The sequence below is a fragment of the Nostoc cf. commune SO-36 genome, from assembly GCF_023734775.1.
GTDB lineage: Bacteria > Cyanobacteriota > Cyanobacteriia > Cyanobacteriales > Nostocaceae > Nostoc > Nostoc commune_A.
Genome location: NZ_AP025732.1, coordinates 3,016,707 through 3,035,238 on the forward strand (window position 1 = coordinate 3,016,707; position 18,532 = coordinate 3,035,238).

Here is an 18,532-nt window from a genome sequence, read left to right on the forward strand (position 1 = left end):
TTTTAGTCATTTGTTATTGGTCATTTGTCATTTGTCATTTGGACTCAAATAGACTTCATTACTGGGGATAAAAGAATTTTTTGTAAGTGCTGTTGGAAAGCATCTATGCCAAACAGAGCGATCGCTTGTTCTCGCAGCCACTTTCCATCACATCGCTGATCATCCCCTTGAAGCATATCTATACAAGCTGCTGCTACAGCATCAGGATTGCGGTGTGGTACTCGCCATCCTAGTTTACCATCCTGCAAGGGGTCAGCAGAACCATCGTCATCACCGGATAACACTGGCACTCCACAAGCCATTGCCTCCAGATAAACAATGCCAAAGCCTTCTTGCGAAGGCATAATATAGGCATCAGCAAGGCGGTAATGTTCCATTAATGCTTCTGTAGCAACAAAACCAGCAAATACGACGCGATCGCTCACACCTAAATCTTTGGCTAACTGTGCCAATCGTGGTTGGTCATCACCGCGACCAATTACCAAATATTTCACTTCTGGGAAAACTTGGGCGATTTGTGGTAATGCCCGAATTGTGACATCTACACCCTTGTAAATGTCTCCTGACCATAAGCGCGCTACTGTCATTAACACCTTAGCACCAGTTAAGCCATACTTCTGCACTAATTCTGGCTGCTTAAAACCAGGTGTAAATTTATCCCCATCAATTGCACAAGGCATCATCTGTACCATTTTGGGGTTTAGACTATTAGCAATACAAGCGCGATCGCGGCTGTAACGACTAATTGTCCAAATTCCCTCTGCTGATGTCAGGGCGCGACGTTCTTGATTTTTTAGCGGTTCCCAGACTTCTTTACCGTAAGTTAGCACGGTGTAAGGAATCCCCAAGGGCTGGCAAAGAGTTTGGATTAATACTGCTAAGTTAATATGACCGCAAAAAACTTGCTGTGGACGGCTTTGCAACAGACACTTAAGTAAAGCTGCTGCCATTTGCAATCTCCCAAAATAGGGGGACTGATTTTTAAAGTAATGAAATTTTAAGTTCTCGGCTTCAAACGGATTTAAGCTATCAGGACTATCTCGCAGCAAAAAGACTTCTGCTTTGTAGTCTTGGTTTAATCCTAGATACGCACGAAAAATATCTTTTATATATGATTGAATACCACCTTCGTGAGCAAAAATTTCTAAAAACACGAAGACATGGTTAGTTCTTTTGTTAACTTTATCACCTAAATTGAGGTTTTCTGTCACTGTAGTGATGTGCATCTTAAATTATTTACACTTGCGGTAAGGGCGCGATTGCACCGCTTTGTAACCGCTCCAAATCTGTTTTTACCATTTTTTCTAAAAGTTCCTCAAAGCTGACTTGGGGTTCCCAGCCGAGGTTTCTTTTAGCTTTACTGGGGTTAGCTACTAGTTGAAAATGCTCATCTTGTCGCAATAAATTGGTATTTAATACTACGTACTGTGTCCAATCCAATCCGACAGACTCAAAGGCTGTGGTAACTAAATCTCTGACACTGTGCAGTTTACCAGTGCCAATCACATATTCTTCTGGCTCATCAACTTGCAACATTAACCACATTGCTTCTGCATAATCACCCGCAAAACCCCAATCACGTTTAGCATCCAGATTACCCATTTCTAAAGTGTCAGTTAAACCCAATTTAATCGATGCAGCCGCTAAAGAAACTTTGCGTGTAACAAACTGGGGTGCGCGTAGAGGAGACTCATGATTATATAAAATTCCACTACAGGCAAATAGTCCATAGCGCTGTCTATGATGCACCATCGTCCAGTGGGCGTGCATCTTGGCCGCAGCATAGGGATTTTTAGGGCGAAAAGGAGTTTCCTCATCTTGAGGTGAAATAAATACATCGCCAAACATTTCTGAACTGCTGGCTTGATAAAATCTGGTAGATAAACCAACTTTTCGTACTGCTTCCAAAAGCCTGGTAGCCGTGCCAGTTATCAAATCCAGAGTTCCCAATGGATCGTTCCAGGAGTCGGGTACAAAACTGGGAGCCGCTAGATTGTAAATTTCTTGGGGACGCAATTGTTCAACTGCGGTCAACAGCGCCGCATTATCTCTCAAGTCAACTGTAAAAATTTCTACCTGATTTGCTAATGTTCCCAGTTTTGTCAAATTAGGTTGTCGATGTGGGGGTACTAATCCAACAACTCGATAACCACGGTTGAGGAGCAAATGGCTGAGATAGTAGCCATCTTGACCAGTAATTCCTGTAATTAGGGCTGTCTTAGTCATCTTTTGTCCCCTATTGTCTCTATCTCTTTAAGCACTAAATGGCACTTGTTGGAGAACAAAAATTAAGATTCTCAACACTGCTGACAAATTTTAACAAGCAAGTTAGTGTAACTCGAATGTTATCTTTACTATATTCATTAATTTTTTTTATACAAAAATATTCTTTAAGACTTTACAAAAAAATCATGCTTAGTAAGCAATTTTACGTAAAAAACATATTACTCTAACTCAAATAATTTTCAAAAAGAAGTATACTTTTATCAATCAAATAACAATGGATTTGAGCAACAAATTTTCTGCTGTTGATTTTGCCTTAAAATGAGTGGCTCAACTTGAAGCAAAATCTCCCTTAGCGCAGCGACGACCATAGAAGAAGTTTTGTTTGTTGTACTCCTAAGTATAGTCAAGCTAGACACTGCGTCTTGCACAAGCAAGCCCTTCAACCCTACTGGCACTTCTTGCCTACGCTTTGCCTCTACTCAAAAGCCAAAGTTGCTATAAGAAGGTTCTTATGTTCCTTTAGCTTTGACTATTTTACTTTTGTGCTTCTACAGAGTATTTAACAATGAGCAAGCAATTTCTACCATCTGCACCCCGTTCGTATACAACACGGTCAGCCAACCGCCGGAGGAGAAACCATCCATACCCACCTACTTGCAGAGTACCTGGGGCTGGCTCTGCGATCGCATCAGGATTGAAAGGTTTTCCATAATCCCAAATTCTAATCTCTAGTCGGTCAATCCACAGATAAACGTTAATCTCAATGGTTGTTTCCGGCGGTAAAGCATGATGAGCATGACGAACAGCGTTAGTAAAGCCTTCTGCTAATGCTAAATTGAGGCGATCAAGTTGGGTTTTTGACCAGCCAAGTCGAGACAAATGTTGCAGACAAAATTGCTCAAACCATTCTTGCACATGGTTTAAGAGTCTGAGTTCGCTCTTAACCATCAGATGGTCTTGCTGCACTATACGAAGCATTAACTGTGACTTGAATGTAAATAAACTCAAGTTGCTAGTTATTAAATTTTGCCCTATTCGCAAAATTTCTCTGACATAAAAAAATCTAAATTTACATATTCTGTGTACCAAAATACAAAACATGAACGATTTTGGCATTTCGAGAGTTGTAACTAGCAACTTACGTTAAGTAAGTTAGAAATGTTTGTATTTCTTGACTTTTGGTGATTTGAGATTTTGAAATCGCTTTTACATCCAAAACAAATCCCAGATGCAATCTGAACGAGGTTTAAGACCTACCACTTGTTTTGTTAACCACTAAAAAAAGTATATTTCGTGGGTAACTTCAACCCGTTTATTTAGATTTAGATGCTCTTTAAGAGACGCTACGCGAACAAGCTTTAGCTTGTTGGGGAAAAATGTTAGCTTTGGGACTGGGAACTGGGAAAGAGTCTTTTTTCCAATTTGGTTGGGGTTTGAATCCCCACCAAAATTGTCCCAGTCCGGAGTCCCTAGTTGAATTCTGAATTCTGACCTCTTGAATTATCACTGTTAAAATTGACGCCTGTTGATTGTTTTCAAAAGCATATCTACATACAATATGCTCTTGAAACTTACAGGCGTCAAAGCACTTTGTAGTGATTAACTTAGAATAATCCCAAAGTCAAAGATTTATCCAATGGTAAAGCAGCACCAATACCCAGCCACAAGGTTACAAGGGTGCCAAAGAGGAACACTGTGGTTGCAACTGGACGACGGAAGGGGTTTTGAAACTTATTAACGTTCTCAATAAAGGGAACGAGGATTAGCCCCACTGGTACTGAACCCATTGCTAACACTCCTAAAAGTTTGTTAGGAAGCGATCGCAAAATTTGGAAGACTGGATACAAATACCACTCTGGCAAAATTTCCAATGGTGTGGCGAAAGGATTTGCTGGTTCACCGGTCATTGCGGGATCTAGCACAGCTAGAGCCACAATCGCAGCGAAGGAACCCATGATCACGATTGGAAAAACGTAAAGTAGGTCATTAGGCCAAGCGGGTTCACCATAGTAGTTGTGACCCATGCCTTTAGCTAGTTTGGCTCTTAACTGAGGATCGCTCAGGTCAGGTTTTTTTTGTGTTGACATTTTGAAATGTGCTCTCCTGCTTAAGTTAAATTAAAGCATTTGTGAAAGCTATCAGCTACTAGGCAAATCTAGCAGGCGGCAAAAAGCGTTTGTTACGGTCAGCCGCCTGGAGACTTTTTACAGCTTTAGGCTTCAAATACAAGTGTTTGTTTTTTTGGAACTTATGTACAATTAATTCTTCCTGCTTCATAAGTTTAAAACAAACAACTTCATCTGAAAACTGACAAACATTGCCTTTGGCTAATAACTGAGATTACAAAGGCCCGGAAATGCCTTGTTTGCGGATCATCAAGAAGTGAAACAGCATGAAGACTGCAATCAACCAAGGCAAGACAAAGGTGTGTGCGCTGTAATAACGAGTTAGTGTTGCTTGACCAACACTAGAACCGCCGCGCAGCAAGTCGGAAATCAGAACGCCAACTACAGGAATTGCTTCTGGTACGCCGCTAACGATTTTTACAGCCCAGTAGCCAACTTGATCCCAAGGTAAGGAATAGCCGGTAACTCCAAAGGAAACTGTAATTACAGCTAGGATGACACCACTTATCCAGGTTAATTCGCGGGGCTTTTTGAAACCACCAGTCAGATAAACCCGGAAGGTATGCAAAATCATCATCAATACCATCATGCTGGCAGACCAGCGATGGATGGAGCGAATTAGCCAACCGAAGTTGACTTCATTCATAATGTACTCTACTGAGGAGAAAGCTTCAGTAACTGTTGGCCTATAGTAGAACGTCATGGCAAATCCAGTAGCAAACTGGATGAGAAAGCAAACCAGGGTAATTCCACCCAGGCAGTAAAAGATATTGACGTGAGGAGGGACGTACTTGCTAGTGACGTCTTCAGCGAGTGCCTGAATCTCTAGGCGTTCCTCAAACCAGTCGGAAACGTTGGCCATACAATCTCAAGTTCCTAAAAGTCGGTTGCGGTTGATAAATCCCGAAGTTCTGAATCGGCAAAAGCTTCATTCAGACTTCTCTCCCAATTAGCAATTTTGGGATTTTAGTAAAGGGGAGTTTTTTGTTTGCTTTTCAGCTTTTGGCGTGCTAAGAGACTTCAGAAACTTTACACTCTGTAAAGATGGAATATATTGCGATCTCTTTACGCCCCTACACAGAAAATAGTGGACACAAAGTAGATTTTATCCTTTGGTGAGTGGATACGATGCATCAGTTGACTGAACAACTTGATGAGAAAAATGCACCACTTCTATAAAAAAGTAACATAATCGAGAGATAGATTTCATCAACAACAGAGCAAGTGGGCATTATCTAGGCAATTTGGGTTGAGGTGGAATTGATAATGGGGTTCATGAACAAACAAGTCTTTCGAGTTGGATTTTCATTGTTAATGGCGTTTTGGTTGGCGTTTGGTACGCTTACTCAGCCGGCGATGGCTTTGACGGGAGAACAAAAGCTGGTTTCGGAAGTGTGGCGAATTGTTAATCGCACTTATCTAGATGAGACGTTTAATCATCAAAACTGGGCGGCAGTCCGACAAAAGGTTCTGGAGAAGCCGTTGGCAGACTCAAATGCCACTTATACGGCTATTGGTAAGATGCTCAAGAGCCTCGACGATCCTTTTACCCGCTTTTTAGATCCAGAACAGTACCGCAGCTTACAGGTCAATACTTCTGGCGAACTGACTGGAGTGGGATTACAAATTGCTTTGAATTCTGAGAATGGGAAGTTGGAAGTAGTTGCTCCCATAGCAGGTTCACCAGCAGATAAAGCGGGGATTAGACCACGCGATCGCATTCTCAAAATTGAAGGCGTTTCTACAGAAAATCTTACACTTGATGAAGCTGCGACCAGGATGCGTGGGCCAAGTGGCAGCCTTGTTACTCTCCTCATCGAACGGGAGGGAGAAGCAGAAATAGAAATTAGACTGACACGCGATCGCATTGCTCTTAACCCTGTGGTTTCAGATTTGCGTGTTTCGACTGAGGGGACACCTATTGGCTACCTACGTCTTACACAATTTAATGCCAACGCCTCAACGGAATTGGCACACGCTATTTCTAGTCTAGAAAAAAAAGGCGCTGCTGCCTACATTTTAGATTTGCGAAATAATCCTGGGGGGTTATTGCAATCAGGAATTGAAATCGCCCGTCTGTGGTTAGATTCCGGCACTATCGTTTACACCGTTAACCGACAAGGCATTCAGGGTAGTTTTGAAGCCCTTGGGCCAGCCCTGACGAAAGATCCTCTGGTGATTTTGGTGAATCAAGGAACTGCCAGTGCAAGTGAAATTCTCGCCGGCGCACTCCAAGATAATGGTCGTGCCCAGTTGGTAGGCGAAACCACCTTTGGCAAAGGCTTAATTCAATCCTTGTTTGAATTATCAGATGGTTCTGGTTTGGCAGTCACAATTGCTAAGTATGAAACTCCTCAACACCGGGATATTAACAAACTAGGTATTACGCCAGATCAGGTGATTTCCCAAGCAGCTATTAACCGCGAACAGATTGGCACCGAAGCGGATCTGCAATATCAAGCAGCCGTGGAACTTTTGGTTAAAAACTCGGTGGTGGCGGGGAAGGTGTAAGAGTTAGGAATAATTGTCTTGTTCCCAGTCAGAGACTGGGAATGGCGATTAGATGTTGTTTAAAAAGTTTTCAGGGGTGAAATTTTGTGCTAATCGCCTCACCATAATACGGATTATTTTTTTACTTGCATCAAAGCTTACCGATTGACTTAGCATTGCCGCATTCTTAACGTTTTTGTAAAAAATAAAGATTTCTGTAGAATATCGACCAAACTGGATTTTTAGAGAATTGCTTTTCAAAGCATGCATATTCGTTGTGAAACTCTGTCAGACCATACAGCAATAGCTGAGGTGAATACATTAGCTTTTGGTCAAGAAAACGAGGCGAAACTTGTGGAGGAAATTCGCCGTTCTGATTGCTATATTTCAGAACTTTCTTTAGTTGCAGAGGTTGAAAATGTTGTAGTCGGTCATATTTTATTCAGCTACATTAACCTAGCGGGTGAAGAAACCCTAAAAGTACTTGGTCTAGCACCTTTAGCAGTTCATCCACAGTTTCAAAGACAAGGTATTGGCAGCGCACTCATAAAAGCAGGGTTAGAATTAGCAGATAAAAGAAGAGAACCTATAGTCATTGTATTAGGTCATCCACATTTCTATACTCGTTTTGGCTTTCAGTCTTCTATTGTTTATGATATTGAGTCTCCGTTTCCAGTTCCGGAGGATGTTTTCATGGTCAAACCACTGCAAAACTATCACCAAAGATATAAGGGAAAAGTGGTTTACCCAAAAGCTTTTCAGGGAGTATAATTCAAGTTTATAAAAACAACAATATTTACGTATTTCATACTAAGATTTTTACTCCAATTACACCCTTTACCTCTAACGCAGCCGCAACCTGTAAAATTAACGTTTCATTATATGGTGCTGCTATTAGTTGCACACCTAAAGGTAATTTATTTGGGCGCTGAATTGGTACTGATAAAACGGGTAAACCAATGAAAGATAATGGTTGAGTGAATAACCCTAAATGAGGACGAACAAGAATTTCTTCACCATCCAAAATCATAGTTTGTTGGCCAATTAGCGGTGCAGAAATTGGTGTAGTTGGGGCAAGAATTAGATCGACATTTTGAAAAACTTCCCGCACGCGATCGCGATACCATTTTCTAAAGCGTTGTGCTTGCAGATACCAGCTACTAGGAATTAATGCCCCAGCCAAAAAGCGATCGCGTGTTGCTGAATCAAAATCTTGAGGACGCGATCGTAACTTATCCAAATGGAGATTTGCACCCTCGCTAGCTGTAATCACAAAAGCCGCAGCACGGGCGCGGTGTGCTTCTGGTATGGTTACGTATTCAGTGACTTTCATTGCATCAGCTATCTTTTGCACTGCTGCTAAAGCTTCCGGTTCTGCGCCTTTGGTGAAATAATCAGCAGCGATCGCAATTTTGATATTAGAGATATCTTGTTCAAGTTGTGGTAAAACCAATTGAGGTGGACGCTTTGTACAAATTGGATCGCGATCGTCTTCTCCTTGAAGGACATCAAACACCGTAGCGATATCTTGCAGCGATCGCGCAAAAGGGCCAATATGGTCAAAACTACTAGAAAATAAAGCTACGCCAGCACGAGATAACCTCCCGTAAGTCGGCTTAAAACCAAAAACGCCACACAACGCCGCCGGAACGCGAATTGAACCATTAGTATCAGAACCCAGCGTTAGGGGTACTAACCCCGCAGCAACAGCCGCCGCCGAACCTCCCGATGAACCACCAGCAACTCGCTGTAAATCATGAGGGTTGTGAGTAACACCGTAATGAGAGTTTTCCGTCACAAACCCATAAGCGTACTCATCCATATTCAAAGCACCAACCAGCACCGCACCCGCTTGTTTCAGCTTCGCTACTGCGGTTGCATCAAGGCTTGCTGCTGGGTTGTCTGCATTGATTTTTGACCCCGCGAGAGTCGTTAAACCAGCGATATCAAAGAGATTTTTTACTGCGAAAGGGACACCAGCAAGCAAACCAGGATTATTACCTTGGGCAATTTCCTTATCAATGCGTGCTGCATCTGTTAAAGCTGTCTCAGCAGTCACAGCCGTAAAACAGTTAAGTTGATTATCCCGCGCTGTTATTCGTGCGATCGCAGCTTTGGTAACTTCCACCGCGCTAACTTTGCCTTCACGCACAGCAGCAGCTATTGATACAGCATCATTCATGGTTCAAAAACTGGTGCAACTTCAATATCCTCGGCTAGAGGAAAAGAATTTACAAGATTAGCGATCGCCCTAATTGTCTCAAAATTTGCCACCACACCATCACGATACTCATCCCTTAGCTGCAAATCCAACAACAACGCCATTTGATCAACATATTCACCCACATCAAACCCTTCTCTTCTCATCTCTCCTCCTCCGTCCCCTCTGCATTCAGTATATTCTCTGATGCACTTGAACAAGCAGGTGACTGGTAGTAGAATTTTTAATTATTGCTATTTAAAAATCTAGTAAAAATCAGAATAGTTTAGTTCAGGAAATGTTACCCTAGTTTAGGGGCTAGCTGATTAGCCTCTGCCCTTTTCTAATTACAAAGCTTTTCCCATAAAGTAGCTTTCACAGTATCAATTACAATCTTTCCAAACTTATCATTAGGAATTTGACGAGATTGAATTAGTTTTCCGTTGCGAGTGTAAGACTCATATCCAGTTATTCTAGTTGCTCTTTCCCTGCATAACATCTGTTCTTGAACAACTAAATATTTATTCTGACTTTCACTAATCAACATTTCTGAATATTGATATCCTCCATTTATTTCCCTTATTGATTCATCATCAATGTAAAATGACGTTTCGCTTTCATTGTCACCGATATGTTGCCACTCTGCTGCTGCCGGCAACGCCGCAGACATAGCAATCATCAAACCTAATAGCAAACTTTTCATAACACACCTAAAAAATTCATCATCTCTTAGGCGTTAGCTCTTAGTCATTAGGAACTTTAGGGATATTATATGAAGTTCTTGTATGGCAATCGTAACTCACTCATAGTAAAAGTAACTGTCCTTGAATTACTGAACCTAGATGTTGTTGTATTTTCTTCCACCTTTTAGCTTAAATATTTCAGAAAAACCTGTATAAAACTAAAAGCTTTAAGATACCTTAAAGCTTTTTGTCTCTTATTATTTATTTGATTTAAAAATTGTCTGTTGGACTAACATAGCAATGTAATTGAGTCCCTGTTCTTTGCTTTTGCAAAATTTACCGAATCCATTTGGTTTAGCAGCAAAACATAAAAAGCGTATAACATTGCGACATACAGCATAAACTCAAAAACAAGGAGTTCTATTTTGATAGAACTTATTTTGACCCTTTCTGCCTTTATCTCAGCATCCGATATATCCGTCCAATTTTCTAGCCACTCTCCATCAACGTCCTTAACAAATTGGTATATGGCATCAACTCCCATAAGCCTTTTAGAGCGTCTTAACTCTCTGGCGCTCTCAAGAGCAACTCTTGCTCTAGTAACTTTCTGTTCTTTGGGAATTTCAACTTGATAGGACATCATGGCTTTAACTGCTTATCTGTCTATATCAATTTTAGAATAACAGTTTTTCGGGATTTCGTCACTACACTGGAATGCTTCTTGTCCAATTTTTGACTCAATTTGATACACTGTCGGGTTGTAACTTACAAACAAACCCCGGTCAATTCCCCAATATTGTAAAGTATCTAACCATCTTTGCTGCTTTGGTTGAGAAAGTATACCTTGAATAGTAGTTATTTGAACAGAAAGAGGTAAATTGGTTAGTCCAGAAGCGAATAAATCTGTTGCCATTGATAGATCCGCAATATAAGAATGAAATGTATCACCTCCAAGAAATTCTATTACTTGGCATATCTTCTCAACTAAAGAACTATCGTTTCCTTGGAATTTACCAGCCATTAATTCTTTTTTCCAGGTTTCTTTTTTTGGATCTCTCTCATTAATCCAAAGGGGGAATAAATATTCGTACCAATACATCTCTATTGGTGTCAGTGAGGACAGTTCAGCCTCCTTGTCCTCTTTAGGTATTAATTGTAGTTCTAGCCAAAATGTTGCATCTTCTATCAACTCTTCCAAAAGAAGCATTACGTGTTTTTTAGATACCAGTTGTCCAGATTTTTTATCAGCAATCCATCTACTCATTTCCCTTAGCCTTGATGCCAAATTTGGATAAGTATCTTGAGAATCTTGAATTAATCTTACTAAGTTAGACCTGATTTCATCTGGAGATTTTTGCACGCTAAATTTACTACCTAAATAAATAATCGATTTGCCCTGATGACAGCTATGCTAGTTGAGCGCCAATCGTAAGGATTCGGTTTTGATAACCATACCGTAATTGCACAAGCTTGAGCAGAAAGAGCGCAATCACCCTCTCGCAACGGTAATTGAGTCCACTGTTCGCTTTTGGTGATATGTAAAATAGTGTTCATGGTAATTAATTAACAAATGCGATTAATTTTATACAGTAAACCCGGCTGTCATTTATGTGAAGGCTTGCAAGAAAAGCTAGAACAAATCCAAAATTTTAGTTTCGAGTTCGAAGTTAGGGATATTACGACTCGTGAAGATTGGTTTGCTGCGTATGAGTATGAAGTGCCGGTACTTTATTTATCGAACCACAGAGGCGCAGAGGACGCAGAGGGTAGTGAGAAATTATTGCCGCGTCCTTCTCCTCGTGCTAGTGTGCAGCAGTTGGAGCAAATGTTGCGTAAGTATTTAGCCAATTAGAAAAAAATAATGCAGAATAAGCGCAAGATCAAGAAGGTGACGAGGTTCACAAAATGAAATTGCGGGAATTACTAACGGCGGTAGACAGTGTTGAACAATTGCCTAGCCATCCGATGGAGGATGTGGAAGTTAGGGGTTTAAAAACGAATTCCCATGCTTGTAGTGCGGGAGATTTATTTATTGGGATGCCAGGAACGCGGGTTGATGGTGGGGAATTTTGGCAAAGTGCGATCGCATCCGGGGCTGTAGCTGCGATCGTTTCTCCCGAAGCTGCACAAAAAAATCCTCCCACGAATGAGGCTGTGGTCATTAGTGCAAGTAACATAACTCAAGCTTGTGCCCAGATAGCCAGTGCTTTTTACGGTTATCCGGGGCGAAAACTCAAGTTGGTAGGTGTGACTGGTACAAATGGCAAAACTACAACAACTCATCTGATTGAATTTCTGCTCATCAAAGCTAATCTAGCTACAGCTTTGATGGGAACTCTCTACACTCGTTGGGCAGGTTTTGAGCAAACTGCTGCCCACACTACACCCTTTGCGGTGGAACTGCAACAGCAGTTGGCAGAGGCTGTAAAGGCTGGTAGTGAGTTCGGGGTGATGGAAGTAAGTTCTCACGCTTTAGCTCAAGGTAGAGTGTTGGGTTGTGAATTTGATGTGGCGGTGTTCAGTAATCTTACTCAAGACCATCTCGATTATCACACCGACATGGAAGATTACTTTGCCGCCAAAGCGTTGTTATTTAGCCCCAATTATCTCAAGGGACGGGCAATAATTAATGCTGATGATTCTTACGGTAAGCGGTTAATTGCCTCGTTAGATTCTGAGCGCGTTTGGAGTTACAGTGTCAACGATAACAGCGCCGATTTATGGATGAGTGATTTAAGTTACCAGCCGAATGGTGTTAGTGGGACATTACATACACCAAAAGGTGACGTGGCTTTTCGATCGCCTCTAGTCGGACAATATAATTTAGAAAATCTTCTCGCGGCCGTAGGAGCAGTTTTACACTTAGGTCTAGATTTGCAGTTACTCGTATCTGTGATACCTGAGTTTCCCGGAGTTCCGGGACGGATGGAACGGGTACAAATTGATGCTGACCAAGATATTAGCGTAATTGTGGATTATGCCCACACACCCGATAGTTTAGAAAATCTGCTGAAAGCTGCGCGTCCCTTTATACCGGGAAAAGTGATTTGTGTGTTTGGTTGTGGAGGCGATCGCGATCGCACTAAGCGTCCAAAAATGGGTAAAATTGCTGCTGAGTTAGCTGATGTGGCAGTAGTGACATCAGATAATCCCCGGACTGAAGACCCAGAAAGGATTTTAGAAGATATTTTAGCGGGAATTGCTGATACAGTACAACCAACTGTAATTTGCAATCGGGCGATCGCAATTCGTACCGCTATTTTACAAGCACAACCCGGTGATGGAGTGTTGCTTGCTGGTAAAGGTCACGAAGATTATCAAATTCTCGGCACCGAAAAAATCCATTTTGATGACCGAGAACACGCACGCGACGCTTTACACCAAAGACCGAGAATACAAAGTTAATTTGGGCATTGGGGACAAGGGGAAAGACTTGTTGCAACCTTGTCCCCCCTGCCTCCCCTGCTCCCTGCCCCCACTCCCCACCCCCTTGTAGGGAGAGTTTTTATACTTAATGTATTTTTCCGTGGGGATTTTGTAAAAAATGCACACATAAAGGTGAAAATCGAAGACAGAATTACTTGTTGCTTCATCCTTGTTGTGCTTGACTCATGAATGTTTCTCTGGCTAAGGATCTGTCTGTTTATCAACTGGTCATGGGAGTGCAAGCGCCTCCTAAACCTTTGTCCCTCAGTCCTGCTACTCTACTATCACTAGTGAGAGCGCAAATTGACTTACTAATTGAGCAGCAAATTGCAGCCACTTTATGGGTGAAGTTACCACCAGAAAAAATTTGGCAATCAGAATTAGCCCGTTATCAATCTTCGATAGGTGGGTCTAGTTTAATTTATACTTGCCAGATTAACGAGAGTGGGAAAGAGGGAGATGGAAAAGCAGGGGAAGAAAATACCCCTTCATCTTCCTATCATGTCCCCGTTTACCTACCACCAGAAAGCCAACTGCGACGGGAAAACTTTTTGATGGTGTTATCGCCGCAGTTTTGCAGTTTAATTTTGGCTCATCGACCACTTAAAAAACGCAAAAATCAGACATCGGGCAAGGTGAATACTAATAAAAACCAGCCATTGCTCATTATAACTACTGTTGAGGGGAGAGTAATTCAGCAAGTATTACATGGTATCCAACAAGCGATATCTAACGACAAGCCCCTAGGCGTCTACGCGCCAGAATTATCCCCAATACCTACTAGTTTTATTTGTCCAGCTGTGCCCCAAGCCACACTGATGAATCAACTGTTGGCTAAACAACTCCTGCGACAAGATGAAATTAATCGTCAAATCATCACAGTACGCACTACTAAGTTGCAGCAGCAAAATCAAGAATTCTACAACAAAGAGCAACTCAAAGATGAATATCTAAATAATGTATGTCAGGAATTGCGTATACCTCTAACGCACATGAAAACAGCACTCTCATTATTGAATTCCCCTAATCTCAAACCCCCACAGCGACAACGTTATTTACAGATGTTAAATACCCAGTGCGATCATCAGAATTCCCTGATTACGGGTTTGTTGGAACTGGTGCAGCTAGAACGGAATTTAGATGGGACAACTTTGGAATCGGTACGTCTCTCAGATATTGTGCCTGGAGTAGTCAGTACCTACCAACCTCTAGCCCAAGAAAAAGGGATTATGTTAGCCTACACTATACCGACTGAACTCCCATCTGTTTGGTGCGTGAGTGGTGGTCTGAGGCAAATTGTGATTAATCTGCTGCACAACAGCATTAAGTTTACTCCTAATGGGGGTCAAGCATGGGTGCGTGCCCGTACTCAAGGCGATTATGTCCAATTAGAATTCCGCGACACAGGTATCGGTATTGCCGAAAACGAAATCCCCAAAATATTTGACCGCTTTTATCGTGTGCGTACATCTTCAACAGAAGATTATGGTGGTGCTGGGTTGGGGTTAACAATAGTACAGCAATTGCTTCTGCGTTGTGGCGGATCTATTTCTGTAAAAAGTAAGTTATCAGAAGGTTCTACCTTTACAGTGCAGTTGGCAAGTGTTAACAATATCCCAAGAGCGATCGCTATAGAAAATGAGTTATGAGTTATGAGTTATAAGTTATGAGTTATAAATTTATAATTCATAACTTATAACTCATATTTAAACAAATAATTTTTTAGTTTATTTTCCAATACAAAACCTGCTAAAAATCCTCTCCAAAACTGATTCTGTTACTTCTTCTCCAGTAATTTCTCCTAAAGCTTGAATCGCACCCCGTAAGTCAATTGTCCAAAAATCAAGGGGAAACTGTTGGGTAATGGTTGCTTGTACCTGTTCTAAAGAAATTTTAGCTTGAGTTAAGGCTGCTGCTTGCCTTTGGTTAATGGCTAAATCCATATCAGCAGCTTGTACTTTTCCCGATTGAACTATCTCTAAAATTGCTGTTTCTAAAGCATCAATACCTTGATTTTGGGCTGCGGCTGTGACAATTTTGGATTTTGGATTTTCGATTTTAAATTGAAGATTTTTCCTATCCTCTTCTTCTACTAAATCGATTTTGTTAATTACTATAATCAATGGACGGTGTTGCACCTGTTCGTAAATTTCTTGATCGCCTTCTGTCCAACCTGCGGAAGCATCGATGGTAAGCAAGACTAAATCAGCTGCATTGGCGGCACGACGCGATCGCTCCACGCCAATTTTTTCCACTTGGTCTGTTGTTTCCCGAATCCCCGCAGTATCTAGCACTTGTACAGGAATTCCCCCCACAACTAACTGCGATTCGACAACATCGCGGGTTGTACCAGGTAAATCAGTCACAATGGCGCGATCGCTCCGGCTCCAAGCATTCAATAAACTCGATTTACCTACATTCGGACACCCAACAATTGCCACTTTTAAACCAGTGCGTAGCAACTCCCCTTTGTCTTTGGTTGCCAATAACCTAGTTATTTCTACGGCAATTTTATCGATTTCTGATATGATTGCTTTATCATCCAACGGTGGAAGGTCTTCTTCAAAATCGATCCGAGCTTCAATTTCTGCCAAAATATCCAAACAGTTAGCGCGTAACTGACGGATCGGATGAGCTAATTTTCCTTGTAAACCAGCTAAGGCACTTTGAGCAGCTTGGGGTGATTTAGCTCCCACTAAATCAGCAATACCTTCGGCTTGAGTTAAATCCAATCGTCCATTCAAAAAGGCGCGGAGAGTAAATTCTCCTGGTTGCGCTAATCTAGCACCATTTTCCAAACACAGCTGCAACACCTGCTGCACTGCCATAATTCCCCCGTGGCAATGGAATTCCACTACATCTTCACGGGTGTAAGAACGGGGTGCTTTCATAATCAACAACAGGGCTTCATCTACTAGTTGTTGCGTCTGGGGATGGCGAATGTAACCATAGAGAATCCGGTGACTTTCCCAAACTTGTCGCCCTGGTGCATGAAAAAGACTTAGGGCAATTGCCATTGCTTGAGAACCGGACACCCGCACAATACCAACACTACCCTGTTGGGGGACAACAGCAGTGGCGATCGCGGCTATAGTTCCAGTAGTAGCAAAGAGTTCTGACATGAGCGCCCTTTATAAGAGTTAGGAGTGAAAAATTAAGGACTGATAAAAAATAAATTATCCAAAATTATTTGTAAATTTTTAGGAGCGCAAGACCTTGCGCCCCTACGATAGGATGTTTTTTTACTGGAATTCCCTTAAGAGTAAAAATCATAACTCATAACTCATAACTTTCTAAATGGTAAGTATTTAGACTAATGAGATGGCAATTGGCAAGGTAAAATTTACTTAGAGGATAATACCTGATAGTAAAAAGTTAAGAGCGGAGCCAAAGATGCTCCGCCTCCGGTGAAGAGTTAGGGGTGAAAATCATAGCTCACACTCATAATTTTTAGAGAGGAATTTATTATGGAGCAAAAAATTGACTGTGCCCAAGCCTGTATTAACGGGTGTGTTTTAGGGGATAAATGCCCCAATATAGAGTTTAGAGAGGCAGCGACAAAATTTATTGAAGACACTCCCTTAGACAAAATGCTGGAGTTGGCAGAAGAACGCTTGCGAAAAAAAGTGACGGAACCGCCAAAATGGGTTTTTCCTGAAGATCCATAACATTTGGGCTAATAGGCATTAGTACTGCAAGTCAAAAGTTAAAAAGCTAGGACTTACGCACTGTACAAATTAATCATGATGTGGCTTAACGAAAATAGGTTGTTTCAGGATTTGATTAATTATCCTTTGATCGTAAATAGACCATGCTGTAGGGGTTTAGCAATGCTTTACCCTTACGAAAGATGTGGCTTTTCACGTTATACATATTTACTATTTCTTGTCAATGCGTAAATCCTAAAAGCTTAGAAGACAGGCTTTTGAACGATTTGAAATAGTTGCTTTATTTACGCTGTGCTGTACTAGCAATCTCTGGGACTGGGAAAGAGTCTTTTTTCAATTTGCTTGAAGTTTGAATCTCCATCAACACTGTCCCAGTCCCCAGTTCAAAAGTGTTAAGAGTGAAGCATTTTACACCACCTAATTCTTCATCACTGCATCCACAAGTACATTGGCATTAAAGCGTACTACATCAGTACAAGGTAGCCCCGTTTCTGCTATTGTTTGAGCGATGCTTTCCTGGGCCGCAGACTCATCTAGATGAGCTGTGTTCAGCGCTATACCCACTACAGAAACAGTTCCAAATGCACCACCGGCGCTAGCAATGGTTTCATAAAGCCGAATCACCTCTGGTAAAGGTGGAATTAGTACATGAGGATGATTGCGTATATGAACTTGTCCCGCCCGATGTACCAATACCAATTGGGTTGGTTGCGAACCACGAATTAAAGGTAGAGTTGCTGTTGAACCAGGGTGTAGCAAGGAACCTTGTCCTTCAATGTGCAAAATGTCGTAGTCTTTGCCATAGCGCATAACTATCTGTTCCACAGCACCGCCGGCAAAGTCTACTCGCACTGCATCTAAAGCCACGCCGTCGCCTTCTAACATCACCCCAGTTTGCCCTGTAGCCAGGAATTTGGAACGCCAGCCTCGTAGTTTTGATGCCCAATGTAACTCTAGGCTAGTTGACATTTTACCAATCGCCATATCCGTTCCTACTGTCAACACTCGCCGACATGGGAGGGTGCGTGCCATTCCACTAGCAACACTTATATTAGACGGTTCTTTACGCACATCCCAAATTAATTGACCTGGTTTAAGTAGTGCATTTAACTCTGGGATACTTGCCATTGGTGTATGTAAACCATTCACCAGAGATATTCCAGCTTCTAAAGCCTCTTTGATTTCCAGCCAGTAATCATCTGGTACAGCACCACCTCCTGGGGCAATGCCAATTACCAAAACTTCCGGGTGGTAATCTAGGGCTGCGGCTACAGATGCCACAATCGGCACATCACGCTTGATACCTGTTAATTGTGTTAGGGATTTGCCAGCACACTCGCGATCAATTACGGCTACAATTGGGGCTTCGCTGTAACGTAATATAGATAACCCCGTTTTTCCCTGAGTTCCAGTAGTTCCTTCATGTAGCAAGATAGCTACTCGTTGATTAAGTGGTAGACGCACTGTGTTGTACCTCAGAAATCCTGCAACAAAATAGTTTTACTATTGGTAGTACTCATCATGAGTTCAAGATACTTCGACTATGGGAACAGCCTACGTAAGTATTTTTGCGCTATCCAAGTTTATTTCCATTGGCGGTGTTGGGCGGTACAGATGACCCTACAAGTATATTACACGGCACAGAAAATTATCGGTATTCCTGACCAACTTTGCAGAGTAATATAGCTGCGACAACAGCAATTTTAACTGGTT

General features: G+C 41.8%; 19 protein-coding genes. 6 read left to right on the top strand and 13 right to left on the bottom strand.

Going from position 1 to position 18,532, the window contains the following annotated elements; all coding sequences use genetic code 11:
- Window positions 1-44: 44 nt before the first annotated feature.
- From ANSO36C_RS13510 to petB, 5 genes are all read right to left on the bottom strand, one after another.
- Window positions 45-1,226 (bottom strand): glycosyltransferase family 4 protein, encoded by a 1,182-nt coding sequence (locus ANSO36C_RS13510; RefSeq protein WP_251959952.1) that lies wholly within the window; start codon window positions 1,224-1,226, stop codon window positions 45-47.
- 10 nt (window positions 1,227-1,236) lie between these two features.
- Entirely contained in the window at window positions 1,237-2,226 is a 990-nt protein-coding gene (locus ANSO36C_RS13515; protein ID WP_251959953.1) for a GDP-mannose 4,6-dehydratase, read from the bottom strand.
- A 534-nt stretch (window positions 2,227-2,760) separates the two neighbouring features.
- The gene (locus ANSO36C_RS13520; protein WP_251959954.1) at window positions 2,761-3,204 is read right to left on the bottom strand and encodes an ATP-binding protein; all 444 of its coding nucleotides are present in this window, start codon (window positions 3,202-3,204) and stop codon (window positions 2,761-2,763) included.
- 626 nt (window positions 3,205-3,830) lie between these two features.
- Window positions 3,831-4,313, bottom strand: a complete 483-nt coding sequence (gene petD / locus ANSO36C_RS13525) for a cytochrome b6-f complex subunit IV (protein ID WP_069068452.1) — start codon at window positions 4,311-4,313, stop codon at window positions 3,831-3,833.
- A gap of 253 nt (window positions 4,314-4,566) precedes the next feature.
- Window positions 4,567-5,214, bottom strand: coding sequence for a cytochrome b6 (gene petB, locus ANSO36C_RS13530; protein WP_094332660.1), 648 nt, complete (start codon window positions 5,212-5,214; stop codon window positions 4,567-4,569).
- A gap of 404 nt (window positions 5,215-5,618) precedes the next feature.
- Here petB and ctpA point away from each other — a divergent pair, with 404 nt between their 5' ends.
- Both ctpA and ANSO36C_RS13540 read left to right on the top strand, forming a co-directional pair.
- Complete coding sequence (gene ctpA, locus ANSO36C_RS13535; protein WP_251959955.1) at window positions 5,619-6,863, top strand: carboxyl-terminal processing protease CtpA; 1,245 nt, start codon at window positions 5,619-5,621, stop codon at window positions 6,861-6,863.
- A 243-nt stretch (window positions 6,864-7,106) separates the two neighbouring features.
- Complete coding sequence (locus ANSO36C_RS13540) at window positions 7,107-7,613, top strand: GNAT family N-acetyltransferase (protein ID WP_251959956.1); 507 nt, start codon at window positions 7,107-7,109, stop codon at window positions 7,611-7,613.
- Between the two features lie 34 nt (window positions 7,614-7,647).
- On the opposite strand, the gene ANSO36C_RS13545 is transcribed toward ANSO36C_RS13540, so the two are convergent.
- The 6 genes from ANSO36C_RS13545 to ANSO36C_RS13570 form a co-directional block, all read right to left on the bottom strand.
- Complete coding sequence (locus ANSO36C_RS13545) at window positions 7,648-9,024, bottom strand: AtzE family amidohydrolase (protein ID WP_251959957.1); 1,377 nt, start codon at window positions 9,022-9,024, stop codon at window positions 7,648-7,650.
- A complete protein-coding gene (locus ANSO36C_RS13550; protein ID WP_251959958.1) occupies window positions 9,021-9,209 on the bottom strand; it encodes a DUF4089 domain-containing protein in 189 nt (62 codons plus the stop codon). The genes ANSO36C_RS13545 and ANSO36C_RS13550 overlap by 4 nt, the downstream gene beginning before the upstream one ends.
- 176 nt (window positions 9,210-9,385) lie before the next feature.
- Window positions 9,386-9,745 (bottom strand): surface-adhesin E family protein, encoded by a 360-nt coding sequence (locus tag ANSO36C_RS13555; protein WP_251959959.1) that lies wholly within the window; start codon window positions 9,743-9,745, stop codon window positions 9,386-9,388.
- A gap of 269 nt (window positions 9,746-10,014) precedes the next feature.
- Window positions 10,015-10,368, bottom strand: a complete 354-nt coding sequence (locus ANSO36C_RS13560; RefSeq protein ID WP_251959960.1) for a hypothetical protein — start codon at window positions 10,366-10,368, stop codon at window positions 10,015-10,017.
- A 12-nt stretch (window positions 10,369-10,380) separates the two neighbouring features.
- Window positions 10,381-11,085, bottom strand: coding sequence for a hypothetical protein (locus tag ANSO36C_RS13565; protein ID WP_251959961.1), 705 nt, complete (start codon window positions 11,083-11,085; stop codon window positions 10,381-10,383).
- 14 nt (window positions 11,086-11,099) lie between these two features.
- Window positions 11,100-11,279 carry a hypothetical protein gene (locus ANSO36C_RS13570; RefSeq protein WP_251959962.1) on the bottom strand — a complete coding sequence of 60 codons (180 nt, stop codon included), beginning with the start codon at window positions 11,277-11,279 and terminating at the stop codon, window positions 11,100-11,102.
- A gap of 16 nt (window positions 11,280-11,295) precedes the next feature.
- On the opposite strand from ANSO36C_RS13570, the gene ANSO36C_RS13575 reads away from it, so the two are divergent.
- From ANSO36C_RS13575 to ANSO36C_RS13585, 3 genes are all read left to right on the top strand, one after another.
- Window positions 11,296-11,577 (top strand): glutaredoxin family protein, encoded by a 282-nt coding sequence (locus ANSO36C_RS13575; RefSeq protein WP_251959963.1) that lies wholly within the window; start codon window positions 11,296-11,298, stop codon window positions 11,575-11,577.
- A 53-nt stretch (window positions 11,578-11,630) separates the two neighbouring features.
- Entirely contained in the window at window positions 11,631-13,130 is a 1,500-nt protein-coding gene (locus ANSO36C_RS13580; protein ID WP_251959964.1) for a UDP-N-acetylmuramoyl-L-alanyl-D-glutamate--2,6-diaminopimelate ligase, read from the top strand.
- Between the two features lie 206 nt (window positions 13,131-13,336).
- Window positions 13,337-14,800 (top strand): DICT sensory domain-containing protein, encoded by a 1,464-nt coding sequence (locus ANSO36C_RS13585; RefSeq protein ID WP_251959965.1) that lies wholly within the window; start codon window positions 13,337-13,339, stop codon window positions 14,798-14,800.
- 78 nt (window positions 14,801-14,878) lie between these two features.
- Here ANSO36C_RS13585 and mnmE read toward each other — a convergent pair whose 3' ends face one another.
- The gene (gene mnmE, locus ANSO36C_RS13590) at window positions 14,879-16,273 is read right to left on the bottom strand and encodes a tRNA uridine-5-carboxymethylaminomethyl(34) synthesis GTPase MnmE (protein ID WP_251959966.1); all 1,395 of its coding nucleotides are present in this window, start codon (window positions 16,271-16,273) and stop codon (window positions 14,879-14,881) included.
- Window positions 16,274-16,618: 345 nt separating this feature from the next.
- On the opposite strand from mnmE, the gene ANSO36C_RS13595 reads away from it, so the two are divergent.
- Complete coding sequence (locus ANSO36C_RS13595) at window positions 16,619-16,819, top strand: hypothetical protein (protein ID WP_251959967.1); 201 nt, start codon at window positions 16,619-16,621, stop codon at window positions 16,817-16,819.
- 417 nt (window positions 16,820-17,236) lie between these two features.
- Here ANSO36C_RS13595 and ANSO36C_RS13600 read toward each other — a convergent pair whose 3' ends face one another.
- Window positions 17,237-18,283, bottom strand: a complete 1,047-nt coding sequence (locus ANSO36C_RS13600; protein WP_251959968.1) for a DUF1611 domain-containing protein — start codon at window positions 18,281-18,283, stop codon at window positions 17,237-17,239.
- Window positions 18,284-18,532 lie beyond the last annotated feature (249 nt).

Bases quoted from the DNA above. Each gene is read 5' to 3' on its own strand.
- ANSO36C_RS13510 (WP_251959952.1), bottom strand. From the start codon at position 1,226: ATGCACATCACTACAGTGACAGAAAACCTCAATTTAGGTGATAAAGTT.
- ANSO36C_RS13515 (WP_251959953.1), bottom strand. From the start codon at position 2,226: ATGACTAAGACAGCCCTAATTACAGGAATTACTGGTCAAGATGGCTAC.
- ANSO36C_RS13520 (WP_251959954.1), bottom strand. From the start codon at position 3,204: ATGCTTCGTATAGTGCAGCAAGACCATCTGATGGTTAAGAGCGAACTC.
- petD (WP_069068452.1), bottom strand. From the start codon at position 4,313: ATGTCAACACAAAAAAAACCTGACCTGAGCGATCCTCAGTTAAGAGCC.
- petB (WP_094332660.1), bottom strand. From the start codon at position 5,214: ATGGCCAACGTTTCCGACTGGTTTGAGGAACGCCTAGAGATTCAGGCA.
- ctpA (WP_251959955.1), top strand. From the start codon at position 5,619: ATGGGGTTCATGAACAAACAAGTCTTTCGAGTTGGATTTTCATTGTTA.
- ANSO36C_RS13540 (WP_251959956.1), top strand. From the start codon at position 7,107: ATGCATATTCGTTGTGAAACTCTGTCAGACCATACAGCAATAGCTGAG.
- ANSO36C_RS13545 (WP_251959957.1), bottom strand. From the start codon at position 9,024: ATGAATGATGCTGTATCAATAGCTGCTGCTGTGCGTGAAGGCAAAGTT.
- ANSO36C_RS13550 (WP_251959958.1), bottom strand. From the start codon at position 9,209: ATGAGAAGAGAAGGGTTTGATGTGGGTGAATATGTTGATCAAATGGCG.
- ANSO36C_RS13555 (WP_251959959.1), bottom strand. From the start codon at position 9,745: ATGAAAAGTTTGCTATTAGGTTTGATGATTGCTATGTCTGCGGCGTTG.
- ANSO36C_RS13560 (WP_251959960.1), bottom strand. From the start codon at position 10,368: ATGATGTCCTATCAAGTTGAAATTCCCAAAGAACAGAAAGTTACTAGA.
- ANSO36C_RS13570 (WP_251959962.1), bottom strand. From the start codon at position 11,279: ATGAACACTATTTTACATATCACCAAAAGCGAACAGTGGACTCAATTA.
- ANSO36C_RS13575 (WP_251959963.1), top strand. From the start codon at position 11,296: ATGCGATTAATTTTATACAGTAAACCCGGCTGTCATTTATGTGAAGGC.
- ANSO36C_RS13580 (WP_251959964.1), top strand. From the start codon at position 11,631: ATGAAATTGCGGGAATTACTAACGGCGGTAGACAGTGTTGAACAATTG.
- ANSO36C_RS13585 (WP_251959965.1), top strand. From the start codon at position 13,337: ATGAATGTTTCTCTGGCTAAGGATCTGTCTGTTTATCAACTGGTCATG.
- mnmE (WP_251959966.1), bottom strand. From the start codon at position 16,273: ATGTCAGAACTCTTTGCTACTACTGGAACTATAGCCGCGATCGCCACT.
- ANSO36C_RS13595 (WP_251959967.1), top strand. From the start codon at position 16,619: ATGGAGCAAAAAATTGACTGTGCCCAAGCCTGTATTAACGGGTGTGTT.